The 18,192-nt window shown below is 62.5% G+C and carries 16 protein-coding genes; 9 read left to right on the top strand and 7 right to left on the bottom strand.

Going from position 1 to position 18,192, the window contains the following annotated elements; all coding sequences use genetic code 11:
• Positions 1-104 precede the first annotated feature (104 nt).
• On the bottom strand, positions 105-2,960 hold the full coding sequence (locus tag ACI2KG_RS25990) for a class I adenylate cyclase (RefSeq protein ID WP_404663827.1): 2,856 nt from the start codon (positions 2,958-2,960) through the stop codon (positions 105-107).
• 170 nt (positions 2,961-3,130) lie between these two features.
• Between ACI2KG_RS25990 and ACI2KG_RS25995 the strand changes: the two genes are divergently transcribed.
• Positions 3,131-3,583 carry a YaiI/YqxD family protein gene (locus tag ACI2KG_RS25995; RefSeq protein ID WP_404663828.1) on the top strand — a complete coding sequence of 151 codons (453 nt, stop codon included), beginning with the start codon at positions 3,131-3,133 and terminating at the stop codon, positions 3,581-3,583.
• A gap of 142 nt (positions 3,584-3,725) precedes the next feature.
• Here the strand turns inward: ACI2KG_RS25995 and elbB are convergent, their stop codons facing one another.
• Both elbB and ACI2KG_RS26005 read right to left on the bottom strand, forming a co-directional pair.
• Positions 3,726-4,385, bottom strand: a complete 660-nt coding sequence (elbB, locus tag ACI2KG_RS26000; RefSeq protein WP_404663829.1) for an isoprenoid biosynthesis glyoxalase ElbB — start codon at positions 4,383-4,385, stop codon at positions 3,726-3,728.
• A 247-nt stretch (positions 4,386-4,632) separates the two neighbouring features.
• Positions 4,633-5,277: a DedA family protein gene (locus ACI2KG_RS26005; RefSeq protein WP_404663830.1), complete on the bottom strand. Its 645-nt coding sequence runs from the start codon at positions 5,275-5,277 to the stop codon at positions 4,633-4,635.
• Between the two features lie 212 nt (positions 5,278-5,489).
• On the opposite strand from ACI2KG_RS26005, the gene ppk1 reads away from it, so the two are divergent.
• Positions 5,490-7,739 carry a polyphosphate kinase 1 gene (gene ppk1 / locus ACI2KG_RS26010; protein ID WP_400612711.1) on the top strand — a complete coding sequence of 750 codons (2,250 nt, stop codon included), beginning with the start codon at positions 5,490-5,492 and terminating at the stop codon, positions 7,737-7,739.
• Here ppk1 and ppx read toward each other — a convergent pair.
• Complete coding sequence (gene ppx / locus ACI2KG_RS26015) at positions 7,726-9,228, bottom strand: exopolyphosphatase (RefSeq protein WP_400612708.1); 1,503 nt, start codon at positions 9,226-9,228, stop codon at positions 7,726-7,728. The two genes, ppk1 and ppx, sit on opposite strands and share 14 nt — an antisense overlap.
• Positions 9,229-9,472: 244 nt before the next feature.
• On the opposite strand from ppx, the gene trxA reads away from it, so the two are divergent.
• The 5 genes from trxA (at position 9,473) to ACI2KG_RS26040 (ending at position 14,971) form a co-directional block, all read left to right on the top strand.
• Positions 9,473-9,802, top strand: a complete 330-nt coding sequence (gene trxA, locus ACI2KG_RS26020; protein ID WP_201201135.1) for a thioredoxin TrxA — start codon at positions 9,473-9,475, stop codon at positions 9,800-9,802.
• Positions 9,803-10,127: 325 nt separating this feature from the next.
• Complete coding sequence (rho, locus tag ACI2KG_RS26025; RefSeq protein ID WP_003253661.1) at positions 10,128-11,387, top strand: transcription termination factor Rho; 1,260 nt, start codon at positions 10,128-10,130, stop codon at positions 11,385-11,387.
• A 219-nt stretch (positions 11,388-11,606) separates the two neighbouring features.
• On the top strand, positions 11,607-13,073 hold the full coding sequence (gene ubiD, locus ACI2KG_RS26030) for a 4-hydroxy-3-polyprenylbenzoate decarboxylase (protein WP_404663831.1): 1,467 nt from the start codon (positions 11,607-11,609) through the stop codon (positions 13,071-13,073).
• Positions 13,073-14,041, top strand: coding sequence for a CDP-6-deoxy-delta-3,4-glucoseen reductase (locus ACI2KG_RS26035; RefSeq protein WP_404663832.1), 969 nt, complete (start codon positions 13,073-13,075; stop codon positions 14,039-14,041). Before ubiD ends, ACI2KG_RS26035 begins: the two co-directional genes overlap by 1 nt.
• 279 nt (positions 14,042-14,320) lie before the next feature.
• Entirely contained in the window at positions 14,321-14,971 is a 651-nt protein-coding gene (locus ACI2KG_RS26040) for a gamma-glutamylcyclotransferase (protein ID WP_201201141.1), read from the top strand.
• Positions 14,972-15,084: 113 nt separating this feature from the next.
• Here the strand turns inward: ACI2KG_RS26040 and ACI2KG_RS26045 are convergent, their stop codons facing one another.
• Positions 15,085-16,062: an NADPH:quinone oxidoreductase family protein gene (locus ACI2KG_RS26045; protein ID WP_404663833.1), complete on the bottom strand. Its 978-nt coding sequence runs from the start codon at positions 16,060-16,062 to the stop codon at positions 15,085-15,087.
• A 169-nt stretch (positions 16,063-16,231) separates the two neighbouring features.
• Here ACI2KG_RS26045 and ACI2KG_RS26050 point away from each other — a divergent pair, with 169 nt between their 5' ends.
• Positions 16,232-16,636, top strand: coding sequence for a flagellar basal body-associated protein FliL (locus tag ACI2KG_RS26050; RefSeq protein ID WP_016712618.1), 405 nt, complete (start codon positions 16,232-16,234; stop codon positions 16,634-16,636).
• Between the two features lie 91 nt (positions 16,637-16,727).
• On the opposite strand, the gene ACI2KG_RS26055 is transcribed toward ACI2KG_RS26050, so the two are convergent.
• On the bottom strand, positions 16,728-17,180 hold the full coding sequence (locus ACI2KG_RS26055) for an EVE domain-containing protein (RefSeq protein ID WP_404663834.1): 453 nt from the start codon (positions 17,178-17,180) through the stop codon (positions 16,728-16,730).
• A 179-nt stretch (positions 17,181-17,359) separates the two neighbouring features.
• On the opposite strand from ACI2KG_RS26055, the gene ACI2KG_RS26060 reads away from it, so the two are divergent.
• On the top strand, positions 17,360-17,512 hold the full coding sequence (locus ACI2KG_RS26060; RefSeq protein WP_201201154.1) for a hypothetical protein: 153 nt from the start codon (positions 17,360-17,362) through the stop codon (positions 17,510-17,512).
• An 18-nt stretch (positions 17,513-17,530) separates the two neighbouring features.
• Here ACI2KG_RS26060 and ACI2KG_RS26065 read toward each other — a convergent pair whose 3' ends face one another.
• Positions 17,531-18,139 (bottom strand): 5-formyltetrahydrofolate cyclo-ligase, encoded by a 609-nt coding sequence (locus tag ACI2KG_RS26065; protein WP_110743596.1) that lies wholly within the window; start codon positions 18,137-18,139, stop codon positions 17,531-17,533.
• Between the last annotated feature and the right edge of the window lie 53 nt (positions 18,140-18,192).

Genomic DNA, 18,192 nt, shown 5'->3' on the forward strand with positions numbered 1-18,192 from the left:
CGCTTTGCGGCCCATCGCGGCACAAGGCCGCTCCTACAGGGGATCGCGTACCCCTGTAGGAGCGGCCTTGTGTCGCGAAAGGGGTGCAAAGCACCCCCGGCAATTCAGGATCCCTCCGCCAATACCTGCTCCAACCCCTCATTCAACGCCTGCTCCAGCACCCGCTTGTAGCTCAGGTAAACCTGCGTTGCCCCCAGCCGGTCATCCAGCAATTCGGACAAGTCCAGGTCGGTGATGTAGCACCGGTAATGCTCGGCCCCACGACGCTGCGCGATAATCTGCCGGGCCACCACCGCATACAGCTGCGCCCCATGCTCCAGCTCGGAAAACTCCTGCTGGTCGCAGTACAGCGTCACATGCGCGGCACCGGCCACACCGGCCTGGATAATGGCCTGCACTTCATAGTAAGGCTGGTCACTGCCCTCCAGCGGCGCCAGGCGCGGCTCGATGCTGCGCGCTTTGCCCGGGCCGCTAGGCAGTAGCTGTGCGTACTGGATATCCAGAAACGCCTGCCCAAGGTTCTCCAGCGGCAGGCGGGCATCGCGGCGCATCACCACCGAGCGTAAAAAGCGCTGCAGCGGCAGCAGCAGGTGCGCTTCGTCATGCAACGGTAGGCGTTGCTGCCACAAGGCGTTGTGTTCATCCAGCACGTACAGCTCGGCCCAGCCGCCCTGCAAACGGTAGAACACCTGGATGCAGGCCGGCCTGCCTTGCTCCAGCACCAGGCGCAGGTCATGGTCGTGCAGGGCGTGAGTATCCAGGTACAACGGGCTGTAGGCGCTGCGCTCTTCGCCCAGGTAGGTCAACAGTGCCCCATGTTCGGCCAGGGTGGTCAGGCTGACGTGCCCGGGCAACAGTTCCAGCACATGGGTGTGCTCAGCCACCTGTAGCAGGTAGCGGTGGTGCAGGCCTTGGTCCAGCAGCAACTGCACGGTGTCGAAGATCTCTTCCACGCGTTGGCCGATGGCCTGGGCGCGGCTCTGGCAGAAGCAGCGTACCCGCACCCGCGGCCGGTGGCCATGCAACACCGGGCTGTTGAGGAAGTCGCGCAGGCAGCGCACCAGCGCGTGTTCGCCGTCATAGCGCTGGACCAGCACCTCGTTCCAGCTGTTGAGGGTCACCTGGTCCAGGGTCAGCACCAGGTTCTCGCGCACGCCGGCGTAACTCAGCGAGTCGGTGCGCTCGGTGGTCATCAGGATGTTCAGGCCGCGATGGTGGCGCAGCGGGTCGATGGCGACGTTGACCAGCAGCAGTACCTCATCGGCAACGCTGGGCTGCAGCAGGCGTACTTCGCTGACCGTCGGCAAGGGCAGGGGGATGCTTTGCTGCAGGCAGCCCAGCAGGTTGAACAGCTCGAACTCGCCAAGGTCACTGACACCCGGGTGCAGCGCCAGGCGCGAGCTGCTGTCGATCACCCCGTTGCGGTGGGCCCAGGCCAGCAGCTCGAGCAGCTCGCGACAGCGTTTTATCGGGCTCAAGTGCTCGACTTCGTGCGTACTCAGGTTGCCGCTGTACAGCTCCCAGTGGTAGCTGCCCGGCTCCTTACGGTTGGGGACCTGGGCCAGGGTCAGGGTGCCTTCGGCGAGGTCTGGGGCGATGCCGGGGTTGATCACTTCGACCTTGCCGGCGCGGCGCTCGAAGGCCGCATACAGGCGCCGGCCCAGCACGTTGAGGTCGCGTTGGTCGGCGCGGCTGCTGGCGTTTTGGGTGCGGGCGAACTGGCTGAGAAAGCGGTAGCTGTGGTTCAGTTCGGCCACCAGCTCGCGACGTTCGACGGCAACCTGCTGCACTTTCCATTGGCTGCGGCTGTCCAGCACGGCCAGCTGGCGTTCGTCCCAGCCCCATTCGTCTGCCAGGCGCTGCAGTAGCCGGCGTTGCCAGCCATTGCTACGGCCTTGGTCGCTGAGCTTCTTGTTCACCTTCAAGTACAGGCTGCGCCGTACCCGCTCCAGGCGAACGGTCTCGCCACGTTGCAACAGGTAATGCTCGATGCGCCGGTAGACCATCACATACGGGTCCAGCTCGTCGAGGTCGAGCTGGTTGGCAAACACCGCCTGCTTGTAGTCCAGGCTCAGGCAGCGTACGGCGGGGTGTTCGCTGGCGTAGGTCTCGGTCAGTAGCAGTTTGAGCAGTGACTTGTAGGGTGAGTCGATGCCTTTGAACAGTTGCCACAGGCCTGCGCCGACGAACTCGCCGGGCGGAATATGCGCCAGGTTGCCGAGGTCGAGGGCGTCCTGGCTGCGGATAAAACGCTTGGCCAGCAGGGTTTGGGTATAGGTGTGGTAATTGTGTTCTTCGTAGACCGGCACCAGCCACCATAGCGGCGTGCGACCGGCCAGCCACAGGGTGGTGCGGTAGAACTCGTCGAGCAGCAGGTAATGCTGGGTGGTGCCGCAATCGTCGGAGCCCAGCTGGCCGTCGCGCTGGCCTTGGGCAAAGCCTTGCGTGTCGATGAGAAAGAAGTGCGCCTCGGCGCCCAGGCTGGCTGCCCAGGCTTCCAGCAGCTGGCACTTGCGGCGCAGTTCATCCAGCTGCGGCTCGGGCAAGCCTGGCGCATGGCATACCCATACGTCCATGTCGCTGTGCTCGGCTTGGGCCAGCGAACCCAGGCTGCCCATCAGGAACAAGCCGTGGATCGGGCGTGGCGGGTTGCCACGCTGGGCCTTGTAAGTGAACGAACGGGCCAGGCGTTGGGCCTCTGCCACCCGTTCGGCATCTGGCTCGTAGCCCGATACACCTGCGGGCGTGCTGCCAGAAACATAGCCCGGTAACAGCGGGTGGTTTACATGGAACAGCAGCGGCAGCAGCGTCAGTACCTGTTGCTGGCGTGTCGACAGGCCTTCCATCGCCCGTTGCAGCCGGCCCTGGTTCAGATGCAGGAAGCGCGCACGCAATGTCGCCAGGACTTTGCGGTCGATGCCTTCGTCCAGGTCTGGGCGGATTTCGTGGGGGTGGTTCATTGCGCACTCGGGCAGGCCAGCGGAGCTGTGGCGAGTTTAGCCTGAGTGACGGTGGCGGATAAGCGCCAATTGAAATATTGGCGCCATTTTCCCAGCGTCAGCGCGCCTGCTCCAGCTTTTGCTGCGCTTGAGGCATGATGGTCGCATTGAGTTCATGTAGAGATTTCCCGATGCGTGTATGGATCGATGCCGACGCCTGCCCCAAGGCGGCCAAGGATCTGATCGTCAAGTTCGCCCTCAAGCGCAAGTTCGAGGTGGTGATGGTGGCAGGGCAGGCCGTGGCCAAGCCGGCGTTCGCCATCGTGCGGCTGATCGTGGTGCCCAGCGGCATGGATGCGGCCGACGATTACCTGGTCGAGCATGCCGTGCCGGGCGAGCTGGTGATCTGCAGTGACGTGCCACTGGCTGACCGCCTGGTGAAGAAGGGCGTGGCGGCGCTGGACCCGCGCGGGCGCGAGTTTGACGAGCGCAACATGGGCGACAGGCTGGCGGCGCGCAACCTGTTCACCGAACTGCGCGAGCAGGGCCAGGTGGGCGGCGGGCAGGCGAGCTATGGTGAGCGCGACAAGCAGGCATTTGCCAATGCGCTGGACCGGATCATTTCGCGACTCTCGAAGCCTTGAGGGATCCTGTAGGAGCGGCCTTGTGTCGCGATCGGGCCGCAGCGCGGCCCCAGCATTTAAGCTTAGCCGCATAAATTGCCGAGGCCGCTTCACGGCCCGATCGCGACACAAGGCCGCTCCTACACAGGCGCGTTTGCAGGGCTTACTCGTGCGTCAGCTCCAGCACCCGGTCCACCAGCTTGTAGATGCCGCCAGCCGCCTCGCTGATCGACTTGGCCTCCATGTAAGCCGGGGTGGTCACCAGCTTGCGCTGGGTATCTTCGACGATGTCGTGCACATCGCATTCTTCGTGAGTGCCGCCCATCTTCACCACCGCCGCCGCAGTGCCAGCGTCGCTACCAATGGTGCACACCACCCCCGGCCCGTAGATCTTCGCCGCCAGTGCCGGCGAAATGCAGATCAGGCCAACCGGCTTGCAGGCGCCGGCAAAGGCTTCGGCCAAGGCCAGCACGTCGGGGTTGACGCTGCAGTTGGCGCCTTCCACGGCAAAGTTGGACAGGTTCTTCGCTGCCCCGAAGCCACCCGGCACGATCAGCGCATCGAAGTCTTCGGCCTTGGCCTCGCGGATGTCCTTGACCTCGCCGCGGGCAATGCGCGCCGATTCCACCAGCACATTGCGCGATTCGGGCATTTCTTCGCCAGTCAGGTGGTTGATTACATGCATCTGCGCAATGTCTGGCGCGAAGCACTGCACCTGCGCACCGCGCTGGTCGAGGCGCAGCAGGGTGATCACGCTTTCGTGGATTTCGGCGCCGTCATACACGCCACAGCCGGAAAGAATCACCGCTACTTTTTTTGTCATGTTCACTACTCCAGTGTCGAGGCGCTAAATGCTCTCTAGTTTGGCAGATGTCGACGATAGGGGTTCCCGCCGGTATGGACTGATCGTGTGCCCTCGGTATCGAATGGAGCAAACAAGGTGGGCAGCGGTGGGCTTACAGAAGTGACTGGCCCGAAACCGATGTGGGAGCGGCCTTGTGCCGCGAAGCGCCGCGCGGGCGGCGCTCGATATAAGCTCCACCTGATACCCCTAGCCGGGCACCCAGGGCCTAGCGGTGGTCCCGCCGCTGGGGTGGTTCCTGCTTGTGGCTTACAGCCCGCTCGGCCTCATCGGCCTGGGCCTGGCTTGCAGCCTTGCGCTCCGCGCGCAGGGTGCGAAAGCGCCGGCGCAGCCACAGTAGGGCGCCCAGCGCCAACAGGCCGCCGAGTACCCAAAGCTCGTAGCGCTTCACGTTGCCCAGCAGGCCTTCGAGGATGGCGCCGAAGTGATAGGCGGCCGCACCCAGGGCAATGGCCCATATCGCTGCACCAATGCCGTTCAGCAGCAGGTAACGGCGTGGCGGGTAGCCCGACAGGCCAATCGCCACCGGCATGACTGTACGCAGGCCATAGACAAAGCGGAAACTCAGCACCCAGATGTCGGGGTGGCGGCGGATGTGGTCCAGCGCCCGGTCACCCATTGCCTGCCAGCGCGGTTTGCGCGCCAGAATCCTGCGCCCATGGCGACGGCCCATGAAGTACCACAGCTGGTCGCCGGCGTAGCTGCCGAAGAACGCCACCAGGCACACCAGCTTGATATCCATGTAACCGCGGAATGCAAGAAACCCTGCAAGCACCAGAATGGTCTCGCCTTCAAAGAAGGTGCCAAGAAAAAGGGCGAAGTAGCCGAAATCCTGCAGGAATTGTTGAAGCATTTTCTGAGGTGCTGGCGAAATGAACGCGCAGCCTACCCCTTCACGCGCGTTCGTGAAAGTGTCCAAATGTGTCTCGACGTGAACAATTCTGCGTCGACAATGCCAGAGCCCTCGCGCCATGGCTTGCCCTGGTGTGTAACACAGGCGTCATAATGGGCGCTTATCTTGCCGCTCAATTGATGATAGGGCGTTAACGTCCTCAGGAACGCCAGATGAATAATGAAGTGCTTAGCCCTGTCGCGATCAAGGATGCTCAGGAGCTTCCAGAAGAGATGGTGCAGACGCCGCCAGACCTGCCGCCGGCTCCCGAGCCAGAAGCGGAGCAGGTGGCCGAGCCTGCGGTCCCGGCGCCAGCAGCGGCACCGGCCCCGGCAATTGCCGTCCCTGGCCTGGACGACAGCAGCCTGTACATTCATCGCGAACTTTCGCAGTTGCAGTTCAACATCCGTGTGCTGGAACAGGCACTGGACGAGAGCTACCCCTTGCTGGAACGCCTCAAGTTCCTGCTGATCTTCTCCAGCAACCTCGACGAGTTCTTTGAAATCCGTGTCGCGGGCCTGAAGAAGCAGATCAATTTTGCACGCGAACAGGCCGGTGCCGATGGCCTGCAGCCGCACCAGGCGCTGGCGCGCATCAGCGAGCTGGTGCACTTCGAGGTAGAGCGCCAGTACGCGATCCTCAACGACGTCTTGCTGCCAGAACTGGAAAAGCACCAGATCCGCTTTATTCGCCGCCGTTACTGGACGCCCAAGCTCAAAACCTGGGTACGCCGTTACTTCCGCGACGAAATCGCCCCGATCATCACCCCGATCGGCCTCGACCCGACTCACCCGTTCCCGTTGCTGGTGAACAAGAGCCTGAACTTCATCGTCGAGCTTGAAGGTGTCGACGCCTTCGGCCGTGATTCGGGCCTGGCGATCATCCCGGCCCCGCGCCTGCTGCCGCGGGTGATCCGCGTGCCGGAAGAGGTGGGTGGCCCGGGCGCCAATTACGTGTTCCTGTCGTCGATGATCCACGCGCACGCCGACGACCTGTTCCAGGGCATGAAGGTCAAGGGCTGCTACCAGTTCCGGCTGACCCGTAACGCCGACCTGGCGCTGGACTCCGAAGAGGTCGACGACCTTGCCCGCGCCCTGCGTGGCGAGCTGTTCTCGCGCCGCTACGGCGATGCCGTGCGCCTGGAAGTCGCCGACACCTGCCCCAAACACCTGTCGGACTACCTGCTCAAGCAGTTCAGCCTCAGCGAAAGCGAGCTTTACCAGGTCAATGGCCCGGTCAACCTCACCCGCCTGTTCAGCATCACCAGCCTGGACAGCCACCCCGAGCTGCAGTACACGCCGTTCACCCCGGCCATCCCCAAGCTTTTGGTAAACGCCGACAACATCTTCAGCGTGATCAGCAAGCAGGACATCCTGCTGATGCACCCGTTCGAGTCCTTCACCCCGGTTGTAGACTTGCTGCGCCAGGCCGCCAAGGACCCGCATGTGCTCGCCGTGCGCCAGACCCTGTACCGTTCCGGGGCCAACTCGGAAATCGTCGACGCCCTGGTGGACGCGGCGCGTAACGGCAAGGAGGTCACCGCGGTGATCGAGCTGCGTGCGCGCTTCGACGAAGAATCCAACCTGCAGATGGCCAGCCGCCTGCAAGCGGCCGGTGCGGTGGTGATCTACGGCGTGGTCGGTTTCAAGACCCACGCCAAGATGATGCTGATCCTGCGCCGCGAGCAGGGCGAAATCGTGCGTTATGCGCACCTGGGTACCGGCAACTACCACGCCGGCAACGCCCGCCTGTACACCGACTACAGCCTGCTGACCTCTGACGATGCCCTCACCGAGGACGTCGGCAAGCTGTTCAGCCAGCTGATCGGCATGGGCAAGACCCTGCGCATGAAGAAGCTGCTGCACGCGCCGTTTACCCTGAAGAAGGGCATGCTAGACATGATCGCGCGGGAAACCCAGTTTGCCCTTGAAGGCAAGCCAGCGCACATCATTGCCAAGTTCAACTCGCTGACCGACGCCAAGGTTATCAAGGCGCTGTACAAGGCCAGCCAGTCGGGCGTGAAGATCGACCTGGTGGTGCGCGGCATGTGCTGCCTGCGCCCAGGCATTCCGGGGGTTTCGCACAACATCCAGGTGCGCTCGATCATCGGCCGCTTCCTTGAGCACACGCGGGTGTTCTACTTCCTCAATGGCGGCGAAGAGCAGATCTACCTCTCCAGTGCCGACTGGATGGAGCGCAACCTCGACAAGCGTGTCGAGACCTGCTTCCCGGTGGAAGGCAAAAAGCTGTTGCTGCGGGTGAAGAAGGAGCTGGAAGGCTACCTGACCGACAACACCCACGCCTGGACCTTGCAGCCAGACGGGCGCTACGTGCGCAGCACCCCAACCGGCAACCAGAACCCGCGCAGTGCCCAGGCGACCCTGCTGGAGCGCCTGAGCAACCCGGTCCTCAACGTACGCTGAGGACGAAGCCGACCCGGGCCAGCCACTCCGCCTCGTTGGCGAAGTCGGCCTGGGTCAGCTGGTTCTGCTCCAGCCAACCTTCAGGGAAGGCTACATCAAGGCTGTCATCGGCGGCCTTGAGCGCCACCTTCGGCATCTGCTGATTGCCACGGATGTGGTGGAACAGGATGGCGAAGCGCAGCAGTACGCACAGGCGCAGCAGCTTCACGCCTTCTTCACCCAGTTCTGCGAACTTGTCCTTGGGGATGTTGCGACGGTGGCCGCGTACCAGCAGGGCCATCATCTGCTGGTCCTCGCGAGAGAAGCCCGACAGGTCGGAGTGCTCGATCAGGTAGGCACCGTGCTTGTGGTAGTGGTAATGGGCGATATCCAGGCCGATTTCGTGCACTTTCGCCGCCCAGCCCAGCAGATCGCGCCAGTTCCCGCTGTTGAGCTGCCAGGCGTCGGCGACTTGGTCGAAGGCATGCAGGGCCTTGCGCTCGACACGCGCTGCCTGGCCATGGTCGACGTGATAGCGCTCCATCAGCGAGTTCAGGGTGCGTTCGCGCACGTCTTCGTGGTGATGGCGACCGAGCAGGTCGAACAGCACGCCTTCTCGCAGGGCGCCGTCGCAGTGGTCCATGCGCTGCAGTTCCAGGGCATCGAAGATGGCTTCGAGAATCGCCATGCCGGCCGGGAAGATGGTGCGTCGGTCTGGCTTGACCCCGTCGAAGTCGATCTTGTCGACCTCGCCCAGCTTGAACATCTTGCGTTTGACCCAGGCCAGGCCTTCGGCGTTGACCTCGCCATTGCCCAGGCCGCCTGCCTTGATCGCAGCGCCGATGGCGCGAATGGTGCCAGACGAGCCAATGGCCTCGTCCCAGGTCAGGCGGTGCAGGGCGTTCTCGATGCTCATCAATTCCAGGCGCGCGGCGGTATAGGCCTGGGCATAGCGTGCCGGGGTGATCTTGCCGTCGCGGAAATAACGCTGGGTGAAGCTGACGCAGCCCATTTGCAGGCTCTCACGCAGCAGCGGCTCGAAGCGCTGGCCAATGATGAATTCGGTACTGCCACCGCCGATGTCGGCGACCAGGCGTTTGCCAGGGGTGTCGGCCAGGGTGTGGGATACGCCCAGGTAGATCAGGCGCGCCTCTTCACGGCCGGAGATGACCTCCACCGGGTGGCCGAGAATGGCCTCGGCGCGCTGAATGAATGCGTTGCGGTTGCGCGCTTCGCGCAGGGCGTTGGTACCGACGATACGCACGGCGCCTGATGGCATGCCGTTGATCAGTTGGGAAAAGCGCTTGAGGCAATCCAGGCCCCGTTCCATCGCCTCTTCACTGAGTTTGCGGTCTTCGTCGATGCCGGCGGCTAGCTGAACCTTCTCGCCGAGCCGCTCGAGGATGCGGATTTCGGTATGGTGGGCCTTGGCCACGACCATGTGAAAACTGTTGGAGCCAAGGTCGATGGCTGCGATCAGTGACAGGTTCTTCGCGATGGTATGCGGCATGATCTGGTTGTTCTCGGTCGTTAACCCGGCAATCGTGCCACGATAGCAGGCTGTCGCCAACGCGTGACACACCAGGCGTTGATGCAAGGCAATGTGCCATTCGATGCTATGACACTTGTGTGACAGTTTCGATTCGCGGCGTCTTGCACAACTATAGTTACACTCAATCGTCCGCGGCTTCCTGTCGGGCGTGGGTGCGGCTATCATGGGCCACGTTTTTTTGCTTACGACCCTGGAGATTTCCATGAGCAGCGATCTGATCAAACACGTCACCGACGCTACCTTCGAAGCCGAAGTCCTGAAGGCCGAAGGCGCGGTACTGGTCGACTACTGGGCTGAATGGTGCGGTCCGTGCAAGATGATCGCGCCAGTTCTGGACGACATCGCTTCTACCTACGAGGGCAAACTGACCGTCGCCAAGCTGAACATCGACGAAAACCAGGAAACCCCGGCCAAGCACGGCGTACGTGGCATTCCGACCTTGATGCTGTTCAAGAACGGCAACGTCGAAGCCACCAAGGTTGGCGCCCTGTCGAAATCGCAGCTGGCTGCGTTCCTCGACGCCCACCTGTAATGCGAAAGCCCCGCAAATGCGGGGCTTTTTTTTGCCCGTAGGGCCTGTGAAAGCGGGTTTACCCGCGAATTCGATGCCGAAGCTGCTGCCGCCTTCGCGGGTAAACCCGCTCCCACAGGGCAGAATTTACCCGGTCAAAACCACTAGACGTCGAAAAAAGCAAGTGTTACATTCGGCCTCGCACTGCTTTTCCAGTGCCCTCTACATGCCGTCGCCGAAGCATCCCTAATTCGAATCAGTACGCGATCCTGTCGCCATCTAGCGGCGCGGCTTCATTAAGCCAAAGCTTAATTCTCCCTTCTTACATGATTACGTCACTCCCCTTATGAACCTGACTGAACTCAAGCAAAAGCCGATTACCGATCTTTTGGAAATGGCCGAACAGATGGGCATCGAAAACATGGCCCGTTCGCGCAAACAGGACGTAATTTTCGCCCTGCTGAAAAAGCACGCGAAAAGCGGCGAAGAGATCTCCGGTGACGGCGTGCTGGAGATTCTCCAGGATGGTTTCGGTTTCCTGCGTTCCGCTGATGCGTCCTACCTGGCCGGCCCTGACGATATCTACGTCTCGCCCAGCCAGATTCGCCGTTTCAACCTGCGCACCGGCGACACCATCGTCGGCAAGATCCGCCCACCGAAGGAAGGGGAGCGTTACTTCGCGCTGCTGAAGGTCGACACCATCAACTTCGACCGCCCGGAAAACGCGAAGAACAAGATCCTGTTCGAAAACCTGACGCCGCTGTTCCCGAACAAGCGCCTGAAGATGGAAGCCGGTAACGGCTCCACCGAGGACTTGACCGGTCGCGTCATCGACCTGTGCGCCCCGATCGGCAAAGGCCAGCGCGGCCTGATCGTTGCCCCGCCGAAAGCCGGTAAGACGATCATGCTGCAGAACATCGCGGCGAACATCACCCGTAACAACCCCGAGTGCCACCTGATCGTCCTGCTGATCGACGAGCGCCCGGAAGAAGTAACCGAAATGCAGCGCACCGTGCGCGGCGAAGTGGTTGCCTCTACCTTCGACGAGCCGCCAACCCGCCACGTGCAGGTTGCTGAAATGGTGATCGAGAAGGCCAAGCGCCTGGTCGAGCACAAGAAGGACGTGGTTATCCTGCTGGACTCCATCACCCGTCTGGCGCGTGCCTATAACACCGTCATCCCGAGCTCCGGCAAGGTGCTGACCGGTGGTGTCGACGCCCACGCTCTGGAGAAGCCAAAGCGCTTCTTCGGTGCTGCGCGTAACATCGAGGAAGGCGGTTCGCTGACCATCATCGCCACCGCGCTGGTCGAAACCGGCTCGAAGATGGACGAAGTGATCTACGAAGAGTTCAAGGGTACCGGCAACATGGAGCTGCCGCTGGACCGCCGCATCGCTGAAAAGCGCGTGTTCCCGGCCATCAACATCAACCGCTCCGGCACCCGCCGCGAAGAGCTGCTGACCGCTGACGACGAACTGCAGCGCATGTGGATCCTGCGCAAGCTGCTGCACCCGATGGACGAAATCGCCGCCATCGAGTTCCTGGTCGACAAGCTCAAGCAGACCAAGACCAACGACGAGTTCTTCCTGTCGATGAAGCGCAAGTAAGCGTTTCAAACCGGGATTGATTGGGGCCGCTTCGCAGCCCATCGCCGGCAAGCCAGCTCCCACAGGTACTGCACAGCTTTAGAGGCTTGTGCAGAACCTGTGGGAGCTGGCTTGCCGGCGATGGGGCGCGAAGCGGCCCCAAGTCATTTTTGGCCATTGGGCACTGAACGGCGCTACACTCTGCACCCCCGACCGATACGGCCAACACGAGGCTCCTGCATGCAGTATCGCGACTTGCGCGACTTCATCCGTGGCCTGGAACAGCGCGGCGAGCTCAAGCGCATCCAGGTTCCGATCTCCCCCGTCCTGGAAATGACCGAGGTGTGCGACCGCACCCTGCGTGCCAAGGGCCCGGCATTGCTGTTCGAAAAGCCCACCGGCTTCGACATCCCGGTGCTAGGCAACCTGTTCGGCACCCCGGAGCGCGTGGCCATGGGCATGGGCGCCGAGTCGGTCGATGAATTGCGCGAAATCGGCAAGCTGCTGGCGTTTCTCAAGGAACCCGAGCCGCCGAAGGGCCTGAAGGATGCCTGGTCAAAGCTGCCGATCTTCAAGAAGGTCGTGTCGATGGCGCCTAAGGTGGTCAAGGATGCGGTGTGCCAGGAAGTGGTAGTGGAGGGTGACGATGTCGACCTCGGCGCGCTGCCGATCCAGCATTGCTGGCCCGGCGACGTGGCACCACTGATCACCTGGGGACTGACCGTGACCCGCGGCCCGAACAAGGAGCGCCAGAACCTGGGTATCTATCGCCAGCAGGTGATCGGCCGCAACAAGGTCATCATGCGCTGGCTCAGCCACCGTGGCGGCGCCCTCGACTATCGCGAGTGGTGCGAAAAGAACCCCGGCCAGCCGTTCCCGGTCGCCGTGGCCCTGGGCGCCGACCCGGCGACCATCCTCGGTGCGGTGACCCCGGTACCGGACACCCTCTCCGAGTACGCCTTTGCCGGCTTGCTGCGTGGCAACCGCACCGAGCTGGTCAAGTGCCGTGGCAGCAACCTGCAGGTGCCGGCCACGGCCGAAATCATTCTGGAAGGTGTGATCCACCCGGGCGAAATGGCCCCGGAAGGCCCGTATGGCGACCACACCGGCTATTACAACGAGGTGGACAGCTTCCCGGTGTTCACTGTCGAGCGCATCACCCACCGGCAAAAACCGATCTACCACAGCACCTACACCGGCCGCCCGCCAGATGAGCCGGCCATTCTCGGGGTGGCGCTGAACGAAGTGTTCGTGCCGATCCTGCAGAAGCAGTTCCCGGAAATCACCGATTTCTACCTGCCGCCGGAAGGCTGTTCGTACCGCATGGCGGTGGTGACCATGAAGAAGCAGTACCCGGGCCATGCCAAGCGCGTGATGCTGGGTGTGTGGTCGTTCCTGCGACAGTTCATGTACACCAAATTCGTTATTGTCACCGATGACGATATCAACGCCCGTGACTGGAATGATGTGATCTGGGCCATTACCACGCGCATGGACCCCAAGCGTGATACGGTGATGATCGACAACACCCCGATCGACTACCTCGACTTCGCGTCGCCGGTATCGGGGCTGGGGTCGAAGATGGGCCTGGATGCCACGCACAAGTGGCCGGGCGAGACAACACGCGAATGGGGGCGGGTCATCGTCAAGGACGAAGCCGTCACCCGCCGTATCGATGAGCTGTGGGATCAGTTGGGAATAGATTGATGCAGGTAACGTTGCAGCCGTCCGGGGCGGTGCTGGCGCTCGAACCCGGGGAACGGATCCTGGATGGAGCGCGGCGGCTGGGCTATGACTGCCCGAACAGCTGCCGCAATGGCAATTGCCATGTCTGCGCCGCGTTGTTGGTCGAAGGCCGGGTACGCCAGGACGGCGAAGTCCGCGACCATGGCGAGTTGTTTACCTGTATTGCCGAACCGCTGGAGGACTGCGTGTTGCTCTGGGACGGTGTGCTTGCCCTGGGCGAGCTGCCAGTGCGCAAGCTGGCGTGCAGTGTCAGTGAGTGCGTCGACGTCGGTGGCGACGTATGGCGGGTACGTTTGCGAGCGCCAGCCGGCAAGCCGCTGCGTTACCACGCCGGGCAATACCTGATGATCGAGCGTGAAGGCGGCAAGCAGGCGGCCTTTTCGCTGGCTTCCGCGCCGCATGCCGGGCGCGAGCTGGAATTGCATGTGCTGGCGCGTGAGCCCAGTGCCGTGCAGCTGATAGACCAGCTCAAGCGCGACGGCCTGGCGCGCATCGAAATGCCGTTTGGCGACACTCACCTGGCCGAGCTGCCCGATGGGCCGCTGGTACTGATTGCCGCCGGCACCGGCATGGGCCAGATGCACAGCCTGGTCGAGCATTGCCGGGCCAAGGGCTTCAAGCACCCGGTACACCTGTACTGGGGCGTGCGCCGGCCCGAGGACTTCTACCAGATCGAGCACTGGGACGAATGGCAGCGCCTGCCCAACTTGTTCCTGCACCAGGTGGTCAGTGACCTGTGTGGTTGGGAGGGCCGCTGCGGCATGCTGCATGAAGCCGTTTGCGAAGATATTGCCAACCTCAACACCGTGCATGTGTATGCCAGTGGCTCGCCAAACATGGTCTACGCCACCCTCGACGCCTTGGTCGAAGCCGGCATGGATGCGCACCGCATGCGTGCCGATGTGTTTGCCTACGCACCACGCGGCTAATAACCGAAGTTTGCAAGTGTGGGTATAAGGCGGTAATGGTTACCGCCTTGGCCACTAACTTTCACGCGTGGCGAAATAATAATTCCCAATCGTCGGAATGCCCGATGAAAATTTCGACATATACTTGAGCTAACGTACCGGTCTGCCTTAATTTACCTGTCATGCCCCCTTTGTAGGAGCGGGCTTGCCCGCGAAAGGGCCTGTACAGGCAGGCCATTGCGTCTGCCTTGAAATATTTGCGCTACGAGTGTAGTTCTCAGGGAATTATGGCGGCAGCTTATGTCGACACTTGAAAGTTCGTCCTGGAAAGTTACTTATCCCCCTTCGCTCGACTTCGGTCAGCAACTGACCCGCGAGCAACTGTATAACTCCATGCAAATGACCATGTCACAGCATCAGGGTGGCCCGGTGTGGCTGTTTGCCTATGGTTCGTTGATCTGGCGCCCGGAATGTAATTCGGTAGAACGCCAGCGCGCGCGGGTACATGGTTATCACCGTGGTTTGTACTTGTGGTCGCATGAACATCGCGGCACTCCGGAAACCCCCGGGCTGGTGTTTGGCCTGGACCGCGGTGGCTCCTGCAGCGGTTTTGCCTACCGGCTGGACGAAAGCAACCTGGACGACTCGCTGATGGCCCTGTGGCAACGCGAGATGCCGTACCCGGCATACCGGCCGCACTGGCTCAATTGCCGGTTGGTCGATGGCAGCAAGGTGCAGGCCCTGGGCTTTGTACTGGAGCGGCATTTACCGTGTTATGCCGGCAACCTGCCGGACACCTTGCTCAGCCAGATCCTGGCCAGTGCCAAGGGGCGCTATGGCAGCACGCGCGATTATGTCGAGCAGACCTTGAATGCCCTGCGTAGCCACCAAATGCCCGATCGCAACCTCGAAGCGCGGTTCCGGCGTTGCCATAACCTGCGCGAAGTCTGATTTTTTTGGGGCCGCTTTGCGGCCCATCGCGACACAAGGCCGCTCCTACATGGGAACGCGTAACCCTGTAGGAGCGGCCTTGTGTCGCGATGGGCTGCACCGCAGCCCCAAGATCAACGGGCCAGCACCACCAACTTACCCACAGCCCGCCGCTGCCCAAGCTTCTCGATTGCAGCCCCAGCCTCGCCCAGTGGATAAGTCTGCGACACCAGCGGCTTCAACTGGCCCTCGGCATGCCAGGCGAACAGCTGCCTGAAGTTGGCCGCATTGTCCTCCGGTTGACGCTGGGCAAATGCCCCCCAGAACACCCCCAGCACCGCAGCGCCCTTGAGCAACACCAGGTTGGCTGCCAGCTGTGGAATGCTGCCACTGGCAAACCCCACCACCAGTAATCGGCCGTTCCACGCCAGCCCGCGCACAGCTTGCTCGAACAGCTCGCCACCGACCGGGTCGTAGATCACGTCCACACCCTGGCCACCGGTCAGGCGTTTGATCTCTTCGCGCAGGCTGGCCTGGCTGTAGTCGATCAGCTCATCCGCCCCAGCCGCCTTGGCCACGGCCAGTTTCTCGGCACTGCTGGCGGCGGCAATCACCCGCGCGCCCATGGCCTTGCCGATTTCCACTGCCGCCAGGCCGACCCCGCCGGACGCGCCCAGTACCAGCAGCGTTTCGCCGGCTTGCAGCTGGCCACGCTGGCGCAGGGCATGCATCGAGGTGCCGTAAGTCATGCCGAACGCTGCAGCGGTGATGAAGTCCATGCTCGCCGGAATGGGCAGCACGTTGTAGAACGGCACTGCCACCTGCTCGGCAAAGGCGCCCCAGCCGGTGAGCGCCATGACCCGGTCGCCGACCTTGAAGGCGCCGGCCTTTTCGCCCACCGCAGCCACCACGCCTGCCGCTTCGCTACCAGGAGAGAACGGCAGCGGTGGCTGGAACTGGTACTTGCCTTCAATGATGAGGGTGTCGGGGAAATTGACCCCGGCGGCCTGCACGTCCAGCAGGATCTCGTTTTTCTTCGGCACCGGGCTGGCCACGTCTTCCAGCACCAGGTTGCGCGCCGGGCCCAGGGTTTTGCACAACACAGCTTTCATCGGGGCTATTCCTTTGCGGGTAGTGGCCGATAAGTGTAGGAGGGCCGATTGGCGGGTCAACGAGCATGGCCCGCCCTGATGTGCAGGCATAAGTGGCAGCACAAGGCCGGGCTTGGGTTTGAATGGCATGCTGGGTAAGCTGGCGCCAACTGTATTGAGGAGCGAATTCGTGAAAGCGTGGATCTTGATGGTACTGGCGCTGCTGCTACCGGCTGCGGCCATGGCCGAGGAAGCCAAGGAAGGGGCGCCCAAGGTTGCCTATATCAGCCTGAGCCCGCCCTTTGTCGGCAACTACGCCCTCGACGGCGGCCCGCGGCTGCGCGTGTACAAGGCCGACGTGGCCCTGCGCGTGACCGGCGACGAAGCGGCCAAGGCGGTGCAGCACCACGAACCGCTGATCCGCAACCAGCTGGTGGCACTGTTCACCCAGCAGACGGTGGACAGCATGAGCAACGTCGAGGCCAAGGAGCATCTGCGCCAAGAGGCCCTGAAGCAGGTGCAGCAGGTGCTGGAAGCGGAAGAGGGCAAGCCGATCGTTGAAGACTTGCTGTTCAACAACCTGATCGTGCAGTGATTGGCTTGGCTTTAGAAATTTTGAGCCTGTGAAATCGAGCGCCGCCCGCGCGGCGCTCGATCGCAAGCGCGCTGCAGCACTCATGCCCGACTCAGTGGGCCAGCGCAATGATCGCCGCCCACTGTTCTTCAGTTACCGGCATCACCGACAGGCGGCTGCCTTTCTGAACCAGCGGCAGGTCGGCCAGGCCGGCCTGCTGCTTCAGCCAGCCCAGTTCCAGCACCCGCGGCAGGGTTTGCACATGGGCCACATCCACGGCACTCCACGGGTTCTTCCCGGGCGTGGCTTTGGCATCGTAATAGTGGCTCTGCGGGTCCAGCGCGGTCGGGTCGGGGTAGGCCGCGCGGGTGATCCGGGCAATGCCGGCAATACCGGGCTGCGGGCAGCTGGAGTGGTAGAAGAAGAACTCGTCACCCACGCTCATGGCGCGCAGGAAATTGCGCGCCTGATAGTTGCGCACGCCGTCCCAGCGCGCTTCGCCCAGGCGGCCGAGGGCTTCGATGGAGAGCTCGTCGGGTTCGGATTTCATCAGCCAATAGGCCATGCAGCGTGCTCCTGAAAAGGTTTGAAATAACCTGTTGCACGAAACCGACAGCCGGTTGGCGTCAAGGTTTGCTTGCAGACGCAGGTTGTCGGAAAATGCGCCCCGTTTAACGCGCGATGCTCCGGCGGTACCCAGAAAGTCGCCGAGCACTGAACAGTTTGCCTGGGGGGCAATCTTCGATGAATCAACGTAAAAAGCCGGATCTGCTGTGGATCCTGGTGTTCATTTTTGGCCTGGGTGTGGTCACTACCGGTTATGCGCAAGGGTTCTGGGAGCGCAAGCTGGACAATGCCTATCAGATGCCGGTCGAGGCCAGCCAGCCACAACGTTGATGCCCCCGCTGGCGCCGCTCAACGCGGCGCCAGGTACCAGCCCCGGTCCGAGACCGTGCCCTGCAGCGGTACATCCCAACTGGCCTGGGCCAGCCGCTCGACCTTCTGACATTCATGTGCCAGCCCCAGCAGCAACGGTTTTTTCCAGGTTTGCCGACGCGCCTGGTAGGCCAGGCTGCGGTCATAGAAGCCTCCGCCCATTCCCAGGCGACCACCCATCTCGTCAAAACCGACCAACGGTAGCAGGATCAGGTCCAGCGCCCAGATCGGCCGTTGGCGCTTGCGCTCGGTCACCGGCTCGGGAATACGGAAGCGGTTGGGCCTGAGCTTTTCACCCTGCTCGAAACGCTGGAACACCATGCGCGTGCGCGGCCAGGCATGCAGCACTGGCAGGTAGGTGCGCTTACCGCGGCGCTGGGCTTCGCGCAGCAATAGGCAAGGGTCGATTTCGCCGTCATTGGGCAGGTACAGGGCAATGTGCCGGGCGCGACGGAACAACGGGTGCTGCGCCAGCTGGCGGTACAGGCCAAGGGTGGCCTGGCGTTGCTGAGCAGGGGTAAGGGCGCGGCGGGCATTGCGAAGCAGGCGGCGAAGCTGAGGGCGGGTTAGCGGTGCAGTGTCGGTCATGGCACGGGCATCCCGGAAGTAGTGGCCGCATTTGAAGGGCGGCCAAAACGAAA

It is taken from the genome of Pseudomonas sp. NPDC089407 (assembly GCF_044900445.1).
Classification (GTDB): Bacteria; Pseudomonadota; Gammaproteobacteria; order Pseudomonadales; family Pseudomonadaceae; genus Aquipseudomonas.